Origin of the sequence: Chryseobacterium sp. 'Rf worker isolate 10', assembly GCF_050753305.1 — a bacterium.
GTDB lineage: Bacteria > Bacteroidota > Bacteroidia > Flavobacteriales > Weeksellaceae > Chryseobacterium.
The window spans coordinates 813063-828918 of sequence record NZ_JBOZOF010000002.1; the positions used below are offsets into that span (position 1 = coordinate 813063).

Consider the following 15856-nt stretch of genomic DNA (forward strand, 5'->3'; position numbering starts at 1 on the left):
TTTCGGAGGAAAAGTAAAAAAGTATGGATATAAAAAGATCTTTAGTACTGCTTTTTTCATCATATGGCTGTTTTCTTTTTGGACAAGAGAAAGCTATAGATACTATTTTTGTCTTCGACAATCAGATGAACAGGGTGAAGCTTTTTCATCCCGTAAAAACAATTTCGGCAGAAGATGCCGAGAAAAACTCCAGCAATCTTTCAGAGCTCCTAAGATTTCAGTCACAGGTCTATATTAAAGAAAATGGCCGTGGTGCTGTTTCTTCACCATCTTTCAGAGGAACTACCGCGCAGCAGACTGCTTTTGTGTGGAACGGAATTAATATCAACTCCAATTTTTTGGGGCAGGGAGATATCAATAATATTGCTTTGTTTGGCTACGATCAGATTGGAATAAAAGCTGGTGGAGGAAGTGTAATCTATGGAAGCGGTGCTATCGGGGGAAGTATCCACCTGAATAATACCCTTGATTTTAATAAAGGGTTCCACGGTTCCTTATTTTCAGAAGTCGCTTCATTTAATACCTATAATAATTTTGTAAAAGGTTCTTACAGCAATGATAAGTTCAGTTTTAAAGCTTCAGGAAATTATTCTGTAAGTGAAAATAATTATGAAGTAAGTGATCTGAATTACATCAACAGAAACGGAAATTATTACAATACAACGTTCAATGTAGGAACATCCTATAAAATAACAAATGATCATAAAATTTCGTGGCAAAGCCAGTTTTTTGATTCTTCACAGCACTATCCCGTGTATGAAGAAACAGGAACAAAAACGAAATATAAGACTCAAAGTGTAAGAAGCCTTCTTTCCTGGGACTGGAACAAAGCGAAGTTCAGTAATTCCCTTAAAGCAGCTTATACGGAAGAAAATTTCCAGTATTTTGGCTCGTTAAGCCAGCCTAAATCAAGCGGAGGAACCGGTAAGAATTATATCTTTAAAAATGATTTCAATTATTTCCTGAATTCAAAATGGAATTTTAATATCATCGGAGAATTTCAGGTCAATAAAGGAGAAGGATACCAAAGCGGAATATCCAGTGTCAGCAGAAATGTTGGCTCAATATCAGGATTGTTGAGGTATTTTGCGACGAAAGACCTGCGTTTTGAAGGTGGATTCAAGAAAGATTTTGTAGAAGATGTGAAATCACCGTTTATGTACTCATTCTCTGGAAAATGGAGCGCTGCAAAATGGTATGATGTAAGCGTTAATGTTTCAAAAAACTTCAGATATCCGTCCTTCAATGATATTTATTATGAACCGGGAGGAAATAAAGATCTGAGACCGGAAACTTCTACGCAGGTTGATATGACGAACGAATTTAAAGTGGGAGATTTCAGACTTACCTTGTCTCCTTACTATATGAATGTGACCGATCTTATTGTATGGCTTCCGACTGCTTTAGGCTACTGGCAGGCATTCAATGTCAATAAATCAGAATCTTACGGACTAGAATCTCAGTTGTCTTTCAGCAAGCAGCTGGGAAATCATAAAATCCGTGCGAATGCAGGGTATTACTACGCAAAATCTATTGACAAAGAAACGAAGATGCAGAGACCTTACGTTCCTATGCACAGAGGAAATGTGAATGTAGATTATGAATATGGCTTCTTTAAATTTTTTGCTCAGGCACTGTTGAATGGGGTTACCTATACCACAAGTGATGAAAAGAGATCAGATGCAATAGATCCTTATTTTCTTTTAAATATGGGTGTTTCTGCAACGTTGGCAAAAAAATATACCCTAGGGTTTAAAGTGAATAATCTTACGGATACTTACTATAAAACAGTTTCTTTTTATCCTTTACCCAAAAGAAATTATAGCGTGTATGCAGCAATAAATTTTTAAAAATTAAAATTGAATAAATTATGAAAATAACTAAACTTTTAACTGTCCTATTTGCAGTAATGTTATTGTTTAACATTTCTTCATGTACAAGTGATTCTCAGGATTTTGAAATCTCTCCGATCACTTACCAGAATGGATATTTTATTGCTAATGAAGGTAACTTCAATAGTCAGGGTGCAAAAGTAACATTCCTGACAAGAGATTTAAGCATGAAGCAGGACGATATATATGGATATAACAACAATAAAGAGATCCTTGGTGACGTTCTTCAGACTATTGGTCTTAACGGAAACAAGGCTTATCTTGTCATCAACAACTCAAACAAAATTGTTGTCGTAGACCGTTTTACATTCAAAAGATTAGCTGTAATTACTGACCAGATTGATAACCCAAGAGGAATTACTTTTGCGAACGACTTTATCTATGTTGCCAACCTGAATTTCTCCACGAATGCAACAAGTGTAACGAAATATAAAGCTTCTGACTATTCATTTGTAAGCAAAATCACTATGACAGGTGGGGCTGATAAAACAGTAGAAGCAGGTGGAAATGTTTTTGTACAGAATGCTACATCAGGATTCGGAAATATGATTACTTATATCAATACTTCTAATGACAGCAAAACTGAAATTTCTGTTCCGAATGGTAAGATTAACAGTACTATTTCATACAAATCTAATGTTTACACAGTTTCTTCTACAGCTGCAGATTCTTATATCTATAAGATTTCAAGTACAGGAGCAATGACACCGGTAGTTACACTGACAGGAATTCCAAGTGCTACAAATCTTCAGATTGATAACGATAAAATCTATTTCAGCGCTGGAAATAAAGTGTATACAACAAGTTTAGCTACACCTACAATTCCTACAACTCCATTATTAACAGCTGCAGATGGTGGTCCTTATTTTACGCTTTATGGATTTAACGTTATTGATGGAAGAATCTTTGCATCAGATGTTAAGCAATTTACAGCAGAAAGCGAAATGGTAATATATTCAGCCACTAACGGCAGCAAAATAGGATCTGTTAAAACAGGAGGTCTTGGTGCTAACGGAACTTTCTTAAACCCGTAATAATTTATACTTCTAAAAATATAATTTTTTATTTTTTCATCATTTGTGTTTTTTTCCGGTCGGTTTCTTTTGAAGCCGGCCGGCTTTGTTTTTATAGGTGGTATAGAAAAAGCCCGGCGGGATGGAACATCCCGCCGGGCTTTTGTATTATTTATTTGTTGAATCAGATTGTTAATCCTAATTTCTCTGCTTCAGCAATCACAAACTTTGTAGCTTCTTCCTTTTCATTAGGAATTTCACCTTCAAGAATGGCTTCTTTTACTTTCTCTTTCAGAATACCAATTTCACGGCCTGGTTTAAGATTGAACATTTCCATAATCTCTTCTCCGGTAATAGGAGGCTGGAAGTTTCTTACCTGATCTTTTTCTTCCACTTCTTTGATCTTTACTGCTACATATTCAAAGTTTCTTTTGAATTTCTCCTGCTTTTTAGAATTTTTAGTGGTAATATCTGCTTTACAAAGCGTAAAAAGATCTTCCAGATTTTCTCCGGCATCAAATAAAAGTCTTCTCAATGCAGCATCTGAAGTATCATCAGTGATCAAAGCAATGGGTCTTGATGAAAGCTTTACCATTTTCTGCACATATTTCATGTCACTTCCCAAAGGTAATTTTAATCTTTGGAAAAGTGTTTTTACCATTTTTGAACCCAAAAATTCATGTCCGTGAAACGTCCATCCTGTTCCTTCCACAAACTTTTTTGTAGGTGCTTTCCCAATATCATGGAGTAGGGCAGCCCAGCGAAGCCAAAGATTATCTGTATTCACGGAAATATTATCTACAACTTCTAAGGTGTGATAAAAATTATCCTTGTGCGTTTGTCCCTCTACTTCTTCCACTCCTTTCAGTTCTATCAGTTCAGGGATAACAAGTTTCATAAGACCGGTTTGTTCCATTAGCCTTAATCCGACAGAAGGTTTTTCAGAAAGCATAATTTTATTAAATTCTACCATGATTCTTTCCATAGAAACAATCTTGATTCTTTCTGCTTCCTGTTGAATAGCCTGCAGAGAGTTTTCCTCAATTTTAAAATTTAAAGTTGACGCAAAACGTACCGCTCTCATCATCCTCAATGGATCATCAGAATAGGTCTGAGCAGGTTCTAAAGGAGTTCTTAATATTTCTTTTTCAAGATCTTCAATCCCATTGAAAGGATCTACCAGTTCTCCGAAATTATCTTTATTTAAAGAAATTGCCATCGCATTGATGGTGAAATCTCTTCGTTTCTGGTCGTCTTCCAGGCTTCCGCCTTCCACTTCCGGTTTTCGGCTGTTTTCAGTATAGCTTTCCTTTCTTGCTCCCACAAACTCAAGCTCAAGGTCTTTATACTTGATCATGGCTGTGCCATACGTTTTGAATACGGAAACCTTTAATTTAGGATCTATATCCTGCGCTACATTTTGAGCAAGTTCAATACCGCTTTGTTCTGTTACAAAGTCTATATCTGTGGAAGCTTTTCTGTTCATCAGAAGGTCACGTACATAACCGCCCACAATATATACGGACTGGTTATTCCTTTCTGCTGCTTCAGAAATGATTTTAAATAGTTTTAAATTCTTATTTTGATTAAGATTAATTTTCATCGTTAATAATAGTGACAATTTCTACGTATGTTACCCATTAATCATAATGAGCATACATTTTACTAATTTTTCCATCTTCATTAAAAAACATGACTTCAACAGCATGTTTATCCATAATTGACTTATAAAATAATGCTACCGAATCTACTCCCGTTGTGGAATGAATAAGATCAAAATGGAGATCCGGAAATTTTTCCAAAGCCTTTCTCCAGTATTCACGAACAGCTTCTTTTCCTTGTAAAGAGCTTTCTTTACCGCCTGTAGCCAGAGAAATCATGGGAGTTGAGATCTCAATATCATCCGAATAATGCGAGAGTATATCCTCTAAATCATGAGAATTCCATGCATTAACCCATATTTGAGCAAATTCCTGATGATCCATAGCAAATAATTTATGAGTTGAGTTTGCAAAGATAGAACTAAAAAAAAGAAATCCTGCCGATATGAACGGGCAAGACTCTAAAAAGTATATATAAAAGCTCAGAATTCTTATTCCCGCAGCACTTTTATTCTATTATCACTCCATATTTTGATTACAGAAGAACCTGAATATTTTGAAACCTTTTCTCTGTCTTCTTCCACAGCATAATCTACAAGGCTGATCATCTCTTCAGAAATATCAGAAAATTTCAACGGACTTTTCTCACCACTGAAGTTGGCCGAAGTTGAAACCAAAGGTCTGTTCAGTTTTGTAATCAGTTTTTTACAGAAATCATTTTTTACCAATCGGATTCCGATGCTTCCGTCTTCTGCAAGAAGTTCTTTAGGCAGACCTCTTGGATTTTCGTAAACAATTGTTACCGGTTTTTCGCTGAGATCAATAATTTCCCAGGCCATCTCAGGAACATCCACCAAATCCTGAAGTCTTTTTTCAGACTCCACAAGGATGATCATGGATTTATTTTTTTCACGCTTTTTGATGTCAAAAATTTTATTGACAGCTTCTATATTGGTCGCATCACAACCAATTCCCCAGATGGTATCTGTAGGATAAAGAATTGTTCCGCCGGATTTTAATATTTCAATAATATGTTCCATAAGTGTATGTGAATTCAAAGAATGGATAAAGGTAGAAAATCTATGAGTTTTAGGCAAAAAATTGGGATGTAAATGTATTTTGATAGGTTTTGGCTAAAGCCAATGAAAGGTGGTATATAATGTAAAAACGGGCTAAAGCCCGTTTCTATTGATGTTTTTGTGGTGTAATTAAAAGATTTAATGAATTATTAGAGATTTTATTCCATTCAATAGAAATGGGCTTTAGCCCATTAAAAAAATGAATATAAATTCTATGGCTTTAGCCGAAACGTATAATGATTAAAACTTTTTTTAATTATTACATCCATCCCAACTTCGATAAATATCTTTCCTCAATAATATTCAGGTGGTGATAATTATGTCCTACAATCAGCTTTCCAATGGTTTCTACCGTAATTTCATGGCCATTGGCCGTACCGGTATTTTGTAAAGCGGAAGGATGAAGTGTTTCTAATAGAATCTGAGAAGATTTTCTCACCAGTTTATATTCTTCCAAAAGGGATTCAAGAGTTCTTTCATTTGCAAAAGATTGGTCGGCATATTCATTTTCATCAAATCCCGGAAGATTATTTTTCTCTCCTCTGGCGAAAGCTAATATTCTGTATTGGAAAACTCTTTCTGTATCTGAAAGGTGGAGTAGAAGTCCTTTCAACGTCCATTTTCCTTCTGCATAAGCAAAATGAGACTGTTCTTCGGTGAGATTGGAATAAATTCCTATGGTTTTATCACCTGATATTTTCAGTTCGTTTAACCAGTCTCCTGATGGGATCTGATCTAAATATCTTTGGATGTATTTTTGAAAATCGGTCATATCATTTTTTGTTTTAGTGGTGGTTTTGGGATGTGGGTATTCGAGATTTGGGTTAGTGAGTGTAATTTATAAATTATTTATTACTCATGATTAGTCCACTCGTAGAAATTGACAGAGTCATAAAGCTCAAAGCCGCATGATGGATAAAGCTGATTTCCGATGTCATTGGTCTTTCCTGTTTCTAAAAGAATACCGCATGCTTTTGATGAACGGCACAGTTCTTTGGATTTTTCAATCAGTTCTTTAGAATAACCTTTTCCTCTATGATTTTCATTCACATAAAGATCGTTCAGCAACCAGTAACGCTGCATTCTTGTAGACGAAAATATGGGGTATAACTGTACGAAACCGTTTAATGTTCCATTTTCTTCTGAAACAAAAATTTCCGAGTCTTTATTTTCCAGTCTTTCCTGAAGAAAATTGGTTGCAGCAGGAATATCTGATGTTTTATGATAAAATATTCTGTACTGATCGAATAATGCCGCCAATTGTGGTAAGTCGGAAATAACTGCTTCTCTTGTATTTTTCATAGATAATCAAGGTTATAAAAAAATGAGAAAGATTAGACAATCCTTCTCATTTTTTATATGGTTTATTAAGAAAAAGCTTTCTCAAGATCTGCAATCAGATCTTCAGCATCCTCAATACCTACGCTTAAACGAACAAGGTCATCAGTGATTCCCAATTCAGCACGTTTTTCTGCCGGAATTGAAGCGTGTGTCATCAGAGCAGGGTGATTAGCCAGAGATTCTACTCCTCCTAAAGATTCTGCAAGGGTGAATACTCTTACTTTTTCTAAGAATTTGATTGCATCTTCTTTCTTTCCGGATTTGAAAGTGAATGAAACCATTCCTCCGGATTCCTTCATTTGAGATTTTGCCAATTCATATTGTGGATGAGATTCCAGACCTGGATAAATTACTTTGTCTACAGCCGGATGCGTTTCAAGGTATTTTGCTACAGCAAGACCGTTGTCAGAGTGTCTCTGCATTCTTAAGGCAAGGGTTTTGATTCCTCTTAATACAAGATAAGAATCGTGAGGTCCTAAAATACCACCACTCGCAAACTGGATAAAGTGAAGTTTATCTCCCAGTTCAGTATCTTTAGCAATAAGCGCTCCTGCAATCACATCTGAGTGCCCTCCTAAATATTTTGTAGCAGAGTGCATCACAATGTCAGCTCCCAAATCAATTGGTCTCTGGATATAAGGTGTAGCGAAAGTATTATCTACCGCTACTAAAATATCTTTTCCTTTTGCTATTTCTACTACCGCTTTGATGTCTACCAATTTCATCAGTGGGTTAGTTGGTGTTTCTACCCAGATCAGTTTTGTTTTATCAGTAATTACATCAGCAATTTTAGAAACATCATCAAAATTCACGAAAGTAAACTTCAGCTGATATTTTTCGAAAAGCCTGGTGAACATTCTGTAAGTACCTCCGTAAAGATCATCTACAGCAATTACTTCATCACCAGGGTTTAATAATTTTAAAACACAGTCGATGGCAGCAAGGCCAGAACCGAAAGCCAAGCCTCTGGCTCCGTTTTCAATGCTTGCTAAAGAGTCTTCCAATGCCTGTCTCGTAGGGTTGGCTGCTCTTGAATATTCATATCCGGAATGTACACCCGGGCTTTTCTGCGCAAACGTAGAGGTCAAAAATACAGGTACATTTACAGAACCTGTTGCAGACTCATGGTGCTGCCCTCCGTGAATTACTTTTGTATTAAAATTCATAATTTTTTGCTTTAGGCTTGGGCATTAAACAATAAATATACTGGTTAAGCCCTTTGTTTTATTAAAATTTGCTCTAGCTGAGTGCAAAAAGCTTACCGCTTACTGCCTGCAGCGTATCGCAATTGTATTTTTTTACTTAATAGCAGATTTCACAGCGAACTCTTCAGCAATTTCTTCCATCCACTGCGCTACATCTTCTTCACCCGTAGCTCTCTGATAGGTGTTTCCTAAAGATATTAAAATCTGGTGGATAAACATCTTCATCTGGTCTACAGGCATTTCTTTCGTCCAAAGATCTATTCTTAGTGCCTCCATTGCTTTTTCATCCCAAACAGAAATCATCGTTGCTTTAGTCTCCTGTTTTTCAATACCTCCATCCTGGGCGTTCCATATAATATTTTCCGGTACGTGATTTTCATCAAGCTCTACATCTATCGTAATCTGAGTCTTTCTCATTTTTCTATTTTTTCTAAATTCTAAATTTTCTATTATTTAAGTTTCGGTTTATAACCGGATTGATTAAAAATTGTGGTAGCGTCCATTTTCAAAAACTCTGTTAACTTCGTTTCTGGTTTTTCTTTCAGATAGGCCTTACAAATCTGCCATCCTGTAAAAATTCCGATTCGTGGCGAGGATTCATTGTCAATCTCCGTATAGAATTTTGAGAATGGTCCCGGCGAAATAAAACGTTCTCCCAGTCTTGGGTCATCTCCGAAGATCAGATTGCTTTCTACAAAATAGTTCCAGATATTCGCTTCATTGCTCTTTGCCCAATCGTACTGCTTTTGAGTATAGTTCATTTTCAGATAATCAGGAGTATCAGGAAGAAAAGCATCCTGAAGAATCATTACTTTTCCGTTCAGAATAATCTGATCAATGAATTTCTGGTGGTCAGGAGATTCTGTTACAATATTTTCTGCAAAAAGCTGTGATACCTTAGGAACAATATTCTGCGGATTCATCGATTTTTGGAAATACAATTCCAATCCTTTATAATTGGCATTTCCGTCTCCCATAAAGCCGGTAACATCTATAAATAAAAGATTACCTTTTTCGTCATAAAATATAGGATCCTGAACCATCTGTAAAGCAGATGAGAACAAATATACTTTTGGATTTTTAAACTGTGGAAAGTAATATTTAATATGTGAAAATAAACTTTGAAGTTCCGTTTGCAGCTTTGCCTGATCTATTTTTCCAATAGCTTCCTTGTAGATTTTGATCTCTTCAGCATTCACTCTTCTTTTCCCGAAATCAGTATCAGAAACACTTCCCTGAAACCATGGGAATTGAGCTTTAAACTGATCCAAAGGAATATTCGGATTGTAGAATTCTTTGGAAATATCTGTAACGTCAACCTTTTCGGCAGTTTGTTTTACTTCTACTTTCCATTGGTTTTCAGATTCTTTTTTGCAGGAAACAAGTCCGGCAGCTAAAACAGAAGAAAGCGCAATATATCTAAAAATCTTCATTATTTTTACATGGAATTTAAGTTTACAAAAATAAGGATTAAATACACAATTCATGATGAAAATTAAAATATTTACCACCCTTTTCCTTATTTCAGGATTTTCTTTTTTCTATGGGCAAAAGCTTGAATTTAAAGATAAAAACTTTGAAAAAGCAGTACTCGAAAATTTTGATCTTAATAAAAACGGAACTCTTGAATTTCAGGAAGCCGGCATGGTGACCAATCTGTTCCTCGTTCAGAAAGGAATTGCTTCCATAGAAGACCTGCGCTTTTTTAAAAATGTAAAAATGGTTATTCTGGATGATAATACAATTTCGAATATGATGGTAAGCAATTTGGATCAGCTAGAATTGTTTTCGTGTACGGGATGCAAAATTTCATCATTCAAAGCAGAAAATCTTAAAAACCTGACTTCTTTATATCTGGATAATAATCTGCTTGAAAGTATTTCGCTTGCAGGAATTCCAAAAATTGATCAATTAACATTATCTTTAAATCAATTAAAAACAATTGACCTGACTCAGTTAAAAAAATTAAGAAAACTAAATCTGGAACATAATAAACTTCAAAAAATTGATATCTCCGGAACCCCGGCCTTGCAAACTCTGAATATAACAGGGAATAGAATAAAAGAAACGGATATCAAAAAAGGAACAAAAACAGAAGTCACCATTTTTGGGATTGGAGAATAAAAACTAATGATTATGACAATAGAAACTCAACGACTGATTTTAAGAAAACTCGAAGATGAAGATTTTGAACGCATATTTCTTCTGGATTCCGACCCTGAAGTCATGAAATATATTGGTGTACCGGTTTTGACGGATATCAATGAATCAAAAAATGTCATCAGCATGATTCAAAAGCAATATGAAGAAAATGGTGTGGGAAGATTGGGTGTTGTGGAAAAAGAAAGCGGGCTTCTGATAGGATGGAGCGGTTTAAAATTATTGACCCATGAAACGAATGGCTACAAAAATGTACTGGAACTGGGATATCGTTTTCTTCCGGAATCATGGGGAAAAGGATACGCCGTAGAATCTGGAATAGCTTCTCTGGATTATGGTTTTAACGAACTGAATGCGGAAGTTATCTATGCTTATGCTCATTCTGAACATGCTGCTTCCAATCATATTTTAAGAAAATTAGGATTTGAAAAAACAAGCGAATTTGAAGAACCGGACGGAATTTGCTTCTGGTACGAACTGAAGCGTGAAAAATATAATAAAAAATGATAACAATACGACAGGAAGAGAGCAAGGACTATCAACAAGTCTTTCAGCTTACGGAAGAGGCGTTCAGGGAAATGGAACACAGTGATCATCAGGAACAGTTTCTGGTAGAAAAATTGAGAGGATCTGAAGCTTTTATCCCAGAATTATCATTGGTGGCAGAAGATGCAAACGGAACAATTGCCGGACATATTCTGTTTACAAAAATTAAAATTATCAATGATCAAGAATCATTTGATTCTCTTGCTTTGGCACCTGTTTCCGTAAAGCCTGAGTTTCAAAATCAGGGGATCGGTGCGAAATTGATTCTACAGGGACACCACATTGCGAAAGAACTGGGATATGAATCTGTGATATTGATCGGGCACGAAAAATATTATCCGCGCTTTGGTTACAAAAAAACAAGTAATTTTGGCATTTCTTTTCCATTCGATATTCCGGAAGAAAACGGAATGGCTGTAGAATTGGTAAAAGATGGATTAAATAATAAAAAAGGAGTGGTGAAATACCCTCAGGAATTTGGAATAGACTAAAAAAATAAACGATGCAGACACAAAAAGTGATAGATCATATTGTAAGCTGGTTAAAAGATTATGCAACAAAAGCAAGAGTAAACGGATATGTAATCGGAGTTTCCGGAGGGGTAGATTCCGGAGTGGTTTCAACGCTGGCAGCAATGACAGGACTGAAAACATTACTGATCGAAATGCCGATTCGTCAGAAAGCCGACCAGGTAGACCGTGCACAGGATCATATGAACGACCTTAAATCAAGATTCCCTAACGTAGAAACCATGTCGGTAGATCTGACGCCTGCTTTTGAGGAATTGTATAAAACTTTTGATGTAAAAGATGACCTGTATCCTAACGAAAAACTGGCTTTTGCCAATACAAGATCCCGTTTGAGAATGCTTACGCTATATTATTACGGACAGCTGAACGGACTTTTGGTTTGTGGAACCGGAAATAAAGTGGAAGATTTCGGAATCGGGTTTTATACAAAATACGGAGATGGGGGAGTAGACGTTTCTCCTATTGCAGATCTTTATAAGACTGAAGTGTATCAACTTGCCAAAGGGCTTAATTTGATCAAAAGCATTCAGGAAGCAATTCCTACCGACGGGCTTTGGGATGTAGACAGAACAGACGAACAGCAAATCGGGGCAACCTATCCGGAGCTGGAGGAAATCCAGAAAGAATACGGAACTAAAACTGCAGATGACTATGAAGGAAGAGATAAGGAAGTATTTCTGATCTTTGACAGAATGCATAAAGCTGCAAAACACAAAATGGATCCTATTCCGGTTTGTGATATTCCGGAAGAGTGGAGAGCATAAAATATTATTACATTAAATACTAGTTATGAATTATGAACGGTAAAATAAGATCCTTGTTTTTTATATGTCTTGGGCTCCTTTTCGGGATGGGTGTAATGTATGTTTACAGAAACTTTATTGAAGATAAGAAAGGGCAGCCGGGTTCGAAAACAGAAACAGTAAGTTATGGCAGTACCTCTTCGGATGGAGTATCCGGTAATGGAAATTCATCGGTTCAGGTTTCTATAGAACAGCTTACGGAAGAGAAAACGGTGATCAGTTATGTGAAGCAAAATCATAAACTTCCGGATTATTATATTACGAAAAATGAAGCAAGAAAACAGGGTTGGGATCCTTCCAGAGGAAATCTTTGTGATGTGCTTCCAGGAAAAGCTATTGGTGGAGATAAATTCGGAAACAGGGAAGGACGTCTGCCGGATGGAGAAAAATATTTTGAAGCAGATGTAAACTATCATTGCGGTGGAAGAAATGCTGATCGTATTATCTACACTCAAAATGGTGATGTATACCTTACCAAAAACCATTATAAAAGTTTTGAAAAACAGTAAGGTCATTGCGAGGAACGAAGTGACGAAGCAATCTCTAAAATAATCACACGTGAAAGCAGGTTTTGTCTACATCATGACAAATAAAAATCACACAACTCTTTATACAGGAGTTACTTCAAATCTGCCTAAACGTGTTCAGCAACATAAAGAATCATATTATTCTCAAAGTTTTACCTCAAGATATAATTTGTATATACTTGTGTATTGGGAATCCTTTCAGGAAATTGGAGATGCTATATTTAGGGAAAAACAAATAAAAGCAGGTTCCCGACAAAAGAAACTGGATTTAATTAATAATATAAATCCTGATTGGAAAGACCTTACAGATGACATTGAGAATATCATGGATGTTTTTTGAGATTGCTTCGTCGCAGAGCTCCTCGCAATGACTAATGTATAATTTGCATTTAAATAGCTATAAGTATTAATTTTGAAGAATATTAGATTTCTTTACCTTTTAATTATTTTATTTCTGATGCTTTCATGTTCGGAAAAGAAAAGTGTGGTAAAGGAAAAGGAAGAGAAACAAGCCATAACAATACTCATACAGCCGTTTAAAGATATTAAGGAGGAAACTGTAGTAAAAGTAAACGAAGGAATAAAAAATGTATATCCCAATGTAAAAGTTCTGGATGCCATAGATTTTCCGGCAAATACTTATTATAAAGAGAGAAACCGATATAGAGCAGATTCAATCATTAAATTTTTGAATAAGGAAACAAAAGACGGTTTTGTTATAATTGGACTTACTACAAAAGATATCAGTGCCACCAGAGGAAAGATCAAGGATTTTGGGATCATGGGGTTGGGGTATAGACCAGGAAGGGCTTGTGTAGCTTCAAATTTCAGACTGAGTAAAGAAAACCAGGATGAGCAGTTTTACAAAATAGCCATTCATGAGCTGGGACATACGCAGGGGCTGCCGCATTGCCCTGAAAAAATGTGTTTTATGAGAGATGCAGAAGGCAAGAATCCTACTAATGAAGAAACGGATTTCTGCAAAAAATGTAAAACTTTTTTAATCAATAAAAATTGGAAATTTAGTTCAATATGAAGACAATATATATCGATTTTACAGACATAGGTGACTATGAAGATTTTTACGCCCAGCTAAAGGAAAAAGTTCAGCTTCCTGAACATTTTGGGGATAATCTTGATGCACTTTTTGATACCATTACCGGTGATCTGGAAATGCCGCTCCATTTAGAATTCGTAAATATGACTGTAGATCAGCTTGAGATTTTTGAAGACCTTCTGACTACTCTGGAAGATGCGGAAGAAGAAGTTGGAGAATTTAGCTTTAGCTACTATCTGGAGCAGTACGAAGACGAAGATGATGATGTAGAATCTGAAGAATAAAGAAAAAAAAGGCTGTTTCAAATTATGAGACAGTCTTTTTTATGTTGAAGCATGAAGTTTGTTTTATTTAAAATTCTTATTAATCCATATCAAGGTTCAAGACCTTGACATGGATTAGAATCCCGTTTTTTGCAAACTTGCTATTTCGTTTCAGTTACAAAAATGTTGAATCAAAATAAAAAGGAAGCAGATCTTTCACTGCATGCACTTTTACAACCTCCTCATTCATACTTGAGAAATAAAGATCAATATTCTCATCCTGTTTGGTTTCATACTCAATTAAACTCTGGCGGCAGGCTCCACAAGGAGGAATCGGTGGATTCTTTTCGTGAAACTCTTTAGGACCACCTACAACGAAGATCTTTTTTATCTTCACATTTGGAAAATTGGCGGCTACCCAAAAAACAGTCGTTCTTTCTGCACAGAGTCCAGACGGATAAGCTGCATTTTCCTGGTTATTCCCGGAATAGATTTCTCCGTTTTCCAATAATACGGAACATCCTACCAAAAATTGAGAATATGGCGCATAAGCATTCTCACGAGCCTCTTTGGCTCTTTCAAATAATTGTTTTTCTATATCGCTCAGTTCACTGCTATTTTTAAAATATTCGTAACCGATCTGTATGTCTTTTTTCATATATTGTAGACTAAAAAAGGGGGGTAAAATTAGTTCTTTTTAATGAGGTAGGCAATATTTTATTCTTCCAGTGAAAAGTTCAATTTTTTAAAGAATAGAAATGTTATATACACCAATAAAATTCAGAAATGTAGAGTTGAAAAACAGATGGGTAATGTCTCCCATGTGTATGTATTCATGTGAAAACGGAGAAGCTAACGACTTCCATTTTGTACACTACGGAAGCAGATCACAGGGTGGTACAGGGCTATTGATTGTAGAAGCTACAGGAGTAGAGCCCAAAGGAAGAATTACCAATCACTGCATGGGGATCTGGAATGATGAGCAGGCAGAGAAACTGCAGAGAATTGTAGAATTTGTTCATAAAAATTCAGATAGTAAAATAGGAATCCAGCTGGCTCATGCCGGAAGAAAAGGCTCCACATGGAATAACCTGCAGATTTCTCTGGAAGAAGGCTGGGAAACCGTTGCGCCAAGTCCTATTCCTTATCATCCGACAGAAAGAATTCCACATACATTAACGACAGATGAGGTGAAGGAACAAGTTCAGAATTTTAAAAAAGCTGCCAGAAGAGCAGTAGAAGCTGGGTTTGATGTTATTGAAATTCATGGAGCACACGGATATCTGATTCATCAGTTTTTGTCACCGCTTTCCAATATCAGAACAGACGAATACGGCGGAAGTTTTGAAAACAGAATCAGGTTTCTGATAGAAATTGTAGATGCTGTTAATGAAGAGCTAAATGAAAACACAGCCCTTTTTGTAAGAATTTCAGGTACTGAATATGCAGAAAATGGCTGGGACATTCAAAGCAGTGTCGAGCTGGCAAAAATTTTAAAAGAACATGCTGTAGACCTTATTGATGTATCCAGCGGCGGAAATATTCATGGAGCCAAAATTTCAGTTTTTGATGGCTATCAGGTTCCTTTTTCATCCCAGGTTAGAAATGAAGCTGAAGTAAAAACCGGAGCGGTAGGTTTAATTACCAAAATTGAGCAGGCTGAAGAAATTCTTCAGAAAGGTGATGCAGATCTTATTTTTGTAGCAAGAGAGATTCTGAGAAACCCCTATATTGCTGTTCAGGGATCTTTTGAAATGAATGAAGACTGCTTTTTCCCGCATCAGTATACCAGAGCTAAAATCTCTTCTTAATTAACAGAATCTTCGCAAAAACTCAGAA

The 15856-nt window shown here is 36.1% G+C and carries 20 protein-coding genes; 11 read left to right on the top strand and 9 right to left on the bottom strand.

The window, feature by feature from the left end; translation table 11 throughout:
• Positions 1–23: 23 nt before the first annotated feature.
• Complete coding sequence (locus LKL37_RS13660) at positions 24–1850, top strand: TonB-dependent receptor plug domain-containing protein (RefSeq protein WP_431611094.1); 1827 nt, start codon at positions 24–26, stop codon at positions 1848–1850.
• 20 nt (positions 1851–1870) lie between these two features.
• Positions 1871–2926, top strand: coding sequence for a YncE family protein (locus tag LKL37_RS13665; RefSeq protein ID WP_431611095.1), 1056 nt, complete (start codon positions 1871–1873; stop codon positions 2924–2926).
• Between the two features lie 163 nt (positions 2927–3089).
• On the opposite strand, the gene LKL37_RS13670 is transcribed toward LKL37_RS13665, so the two are convergent.
• The 8 genes from LKL37_RS13670 to LKL37_RS13705 form a co-directional block, all read right to left on the bottom strand.
• Complete coding sequence (locus LKL37_RS13670) at positions 3090–4508, bottom strand: CCA tRNA nucleotidyltransferase (protein ID WP_431611096.1); 1419 nt, start codon at positions 4506–4508, stop codon at positions 3090–3092.
• A 37-nt stretch (positions 4509–4545) separates the two neighbouring features.
• The gene (locus LKL37_RS13675; RefSeq protein ID WP_431611097.1) at positions 4546–4890 is read right to left on the bottom strand and encodes a nuclear transport factor 2 family protein; all 345 of its coding nucleotides are present in this window, start codon (positions 4888–4890) and stop codon (positions 4546–4548) included.
• Positions 4891–4997: 107 nt separating this feature from the next.
• Positions 4998–5546, bottom strand: coding sequence for an L-threonylcarbamoyladenylate synthase (locus tag LKL37_RS13680; RefSeq protein WP_105701788.1), 549 nt, complete (start codon positions 5544–5546; stop codon positions 4998–5000).
• A gap of 298 nt (positions 5547–5844) precedes the next feature.
• Complete coding sequence (locus LKL37_RS13685; protein ID WP_431611098.1) at positions 5845–6357, bottom strand: DinB family protein; 513 nt, start codon at positions 6355–6357, stop codon at positions 5845–5847.
• A gap of 80 nt (positions 6358–6437) precedes the next feature.
• Positions 6438–6887: an N-acetyltransferase family protein gene (locus LKL37_RS13690; RefSeq protein WP_431611099.1), complete on the bottom strand. Its 450-nt coding sequence runs from the start codon at positions 6885–6887 to the stop codon at positions 6438–6440.
• Between the two features lie 65 nt (positions 6888–6952).
• Entirely contained in the window at positions 6953–8092 is a 1140-nt protein-coding gene (locus LKL37_RS13695) for a cystathionine gamma-synthase (protein WP_431611100.1), read from the bottom strand.
• Positions 8093–8224: 132 nt separating this feature from the next.
• Entirely contained in the window at positions 8225–8548 is a 324-nt protein-coding gene (gene gldC, locus LKL37_RS13700) for a gliding motility protein GldC (RefSeq protein WP_105701782.1), read from the bottom strand.
• A gap of 32 nt (positions 8549–8580) precedes the next feature.
• Positions 8581–9564: a gliding motility protein GldB gene (locus LKL37_RS13705; protein ID WP_431611101.1), complete on the bottom strand. Its 984-nt coding sequence runs from the start codon at positions 9562–9564 to the stop codon at positions 8581–8583.
• 52 nt (positions 9565–9616) lie between these two features.
• On the opposite strand from LKL37_RS13705, the gene LKL37_RS13710 reads away from it, so the two are divergent.
• The 8 genes from LKL37_RS13710 (at position 9617) to LKL37_RS13745 (ending at position 14038) form a co-directional block, all read left to right on the top strand.
• Positions 9617–10255 (top strand): leucine-rich repeat domain-containing protein, encoded by a 639-nt coding sequence (locus LKL37_RS13710; RefSeq protein WP_431611102.1) that lies wholly within the window; start codon positions 9617–9619, stop codon positions 10253–10255.
• 12 nt (positions 10256–10267) lie between these two features.
• Positions 10268–10798, top strand: a complete 531-nt coding sequence (locus tag LKL37_RS13715) for a GNAT family N-acetyltransferase (protein WP_431611103.1) — start codon at positions 10268–10270, stop codon at positions 10796–10798.
• On the top strand, positions 10795–11328 hold the full coding sequence (locus tag LKL37_RS13720; protein ID WP_431611104.1) for a GNAT family N-acetyltransferase: 534 nt from the start codon (positions 10795–10797) through the stop codon (positions 11326–11328). Before LKL37_RS13715 ends, LKL37_RS13720 begins: the two co-directional genes overlap by 4 nt.
• Positions 11329–11339: 11 nt before the next feature.
• On the top strand, positions 11340–12131 hold the full coding sequence (gene nadE / locus LKL37_RS13725; protein ID WP_431611105.1) for an NAD(+) synthase: 792 nt from the start codon (positions 11340–11342) through the stop codon (positions 12129–12131).
• A 32-nt stretch (positions 12132–12163) separates the two neighbouring features.
• The gene (locus LKL37_RS13730; protein WP_431611106.1) at positions 12164–12679 is read left to right on the top strand and encodes a ribonuclease domain-containing protein; all 516 of its coding nucleotides are present in this window, start codon (positions 12164–12166) and stop codon (positions 12677–12679) included.
• A 49-nt stretch (positions 12680–12728) separates the two neighbouring features.
• Entirely contained in the window at positions 12729–13037 is a 309-nt protein-coding gene (locus LKL37_RS13735; protein WP_255816343.1) for a GIY-YIG nuclease family protein, read from the top strand.
• Between the two features lie 72 nt (positions 13038–13109).
• The gene (locus LKL37_RS13740) at positions 13110–13733 is read left to right on the top strand and encodes a Zn-dependent protease (RefSeq protein ID WP_431611107.1); all 624 of its coding nucleotides are present in this window, start codon (positions 13110–13112) and stop codon (positions 13731–13733) included.
• Positions 13730–14038, top strand: a complete 309-nt coding sequence (locus LKL37_RS13745; protein ID WP_431611108.1) for a barstar family protein — start codon at positions 13730–13732, stop codon at positions 14036–14038. Before LKL37_RS13740 ends, LKL37_RS13745 begins: the two co-directional genes overlap by 4 nt.
• A 154-nt stretch (positions 14039–14192) precedes the next feature.
• Here the strand turns inward: LKL37_RS13745 and LKL37_RS13750 are convergent, their stop codons facing one another.
• Positions 14193–14675: a cytidine deaminase gene (locus tag LKL37_RS13750; protein ID WP_431611109.1), complete on the bottom strand. Its 483-nt coding sequence runs from the start codon at positions 14673–14675 to the stop codon at positions 14193–14195.
• Between the two features lie 100 nt (positions 14676–14775).
• Here LKL37_RS13750 and namA point away from each other — a divergent pair, with 100 nt between their 5' ends.
• Positions 14776–15828, top strand: a complete 1053-nt coding sequence (gene namA / locus LKL37_RS13755; protein ID WP_431611110.1) for an NADPH dehydrogenase NamA — start codon at positions 14776–14778, stop codon at positions 15826–15828.
• The last annotated feature ends 28 nt before the right edge of the window (positions 15829–15856 follow it).

What these genes read in the sequence shown, in the direction of transcription:
- LKL37_RS13695 (WP_431611100.1), bottom strand. Translation starts at nt 8,092, where the DNA reads ATGAATTTTAATACAAAAGTAATTCACGGAGGGCAGCACCATGAGTCT.
- LKL37_RS13710 (WP_431611102.1), top strand. Translation starts at nt 9,617, where the DNA reads ATGATGAAAATTAAAATATTTACCACCCTTTTCCTTATTTCAGGATTT.
- LKL37_RS13675 (WP_431611097.1), bottom strand. Translation starts at nt 4,890, where the DNA reads ATGGATCATCAGGAATTTGCTCAAATATGGGTTAATGCATGGAATTCT.
- nadE (WP_431611105.1), top strand. Translation starts at nt 11,340, where the DNA reads ATGCAGACACAAAAAGTGATAGATCATATTGTAAGCTGGTTAAAAGAT.
- LKL37_RS13680 (WP_105701788.1), bottom strand. Translation starts at nt 5,546, where the DNA reads ATGGAACATATTATTGAAATATTAAAATCCGGCGGAACAATTCTTTAT.
- gldC (WP_105701782.1), bottom strand. Translation starts at nt 8,548, where the DNA reads ATGAGAAAGACTCAGATTACGATAGATGTAGAGCTTGATGAAAATCAC.
- LKL37_RS13685 (WP_431611098.1), bottom strand. Translation starts at nt 6,357, where the DNA reads ATGACCGATTTTCAAAAATACATCCAAAGATATTTAGATCAGATCCCA.
- LKL37_RS13730 (WP_431611106.1), top strand. Translation starts at nt 12,164, where the DNA reads ATGAACGGTAAAATAAGATCCTTGTTTTTTATATGTCTTGGGCTCCTT.
- LKL37_RS13715 (WP_431611103.1), top strand. Translation starts at nt 10,268, where the DNA reads ATGACAATAGAAACTCAACGACTGATTTTAAGAAAACTCGAAGATGAA.
- LKL37_RS13750 (WP_431611109.1), bottom strand. Translation starts at nt 14,675, where the DNA reads ATGAAAAAAGACATACAGATCGGTTACGAATATTTTAAAAATAGCAGT.
- namA (WP_431611110.1), top strand. Translation starts at nt 14,776, where the DNA reads ATGTTATATACACCAATAAAATTCAGAAATGTAGAGTTGAAAAACAGA.
- LKL37_RS13690 (WP_431611099.1), bottom strand. Translation starts at nt 6,887, where the DNA reads ATGAAAAATACAAGAGAAGCAGTTATTTCCGACTTACCACAATTGGCG.
- LKL37_RS13720 (WP_431611104.1), top strand. Translation starts at nt 10,795, where the DNA reads ATGATAACAATACGACAGGAAGAGAGCAAGGACTATCAACAAGTCTTT.
- LKL37_RS13670 (WP_431611096.1), bottom strand. Translation starts at nt 4,508, where the DNA reads ATGAAAATTAATCTTAATCAAAATAAGAATTTAAAACTATTTAAAATC.
- LKL37_RS13705 (WP_431611101.1), bottom strand. Translation starts at nt 9,564, where the DNA reads ATGAAGATTTTTAGATATATTGCGCTTTCTTCTGTTTTAGCTGCCGGA.
- LKL37_RS13745 (WP_431611108.1), top strand. Translation starts at nt 13,730, where the DNA reads ATGAAGACAATATATATCGATTTTACAGACATAGGTGACTATGAAGAT.
- LKL37_RS13660 (WP_431611094.1), top strand. Translation starts at nt 24, where the DNA reads ATGGATATAAAAAGATCTTTAGTACTGCTTTTTTCATCATATGGCTGT.
- LKL37_RS13665 (WP_431611095.1), top strand. Translation starts at nt 1,871, where the DNA reads ATGAAAATAACTAAACTTTTAACTGTCCTATTTGCAGTAATGTTATTG.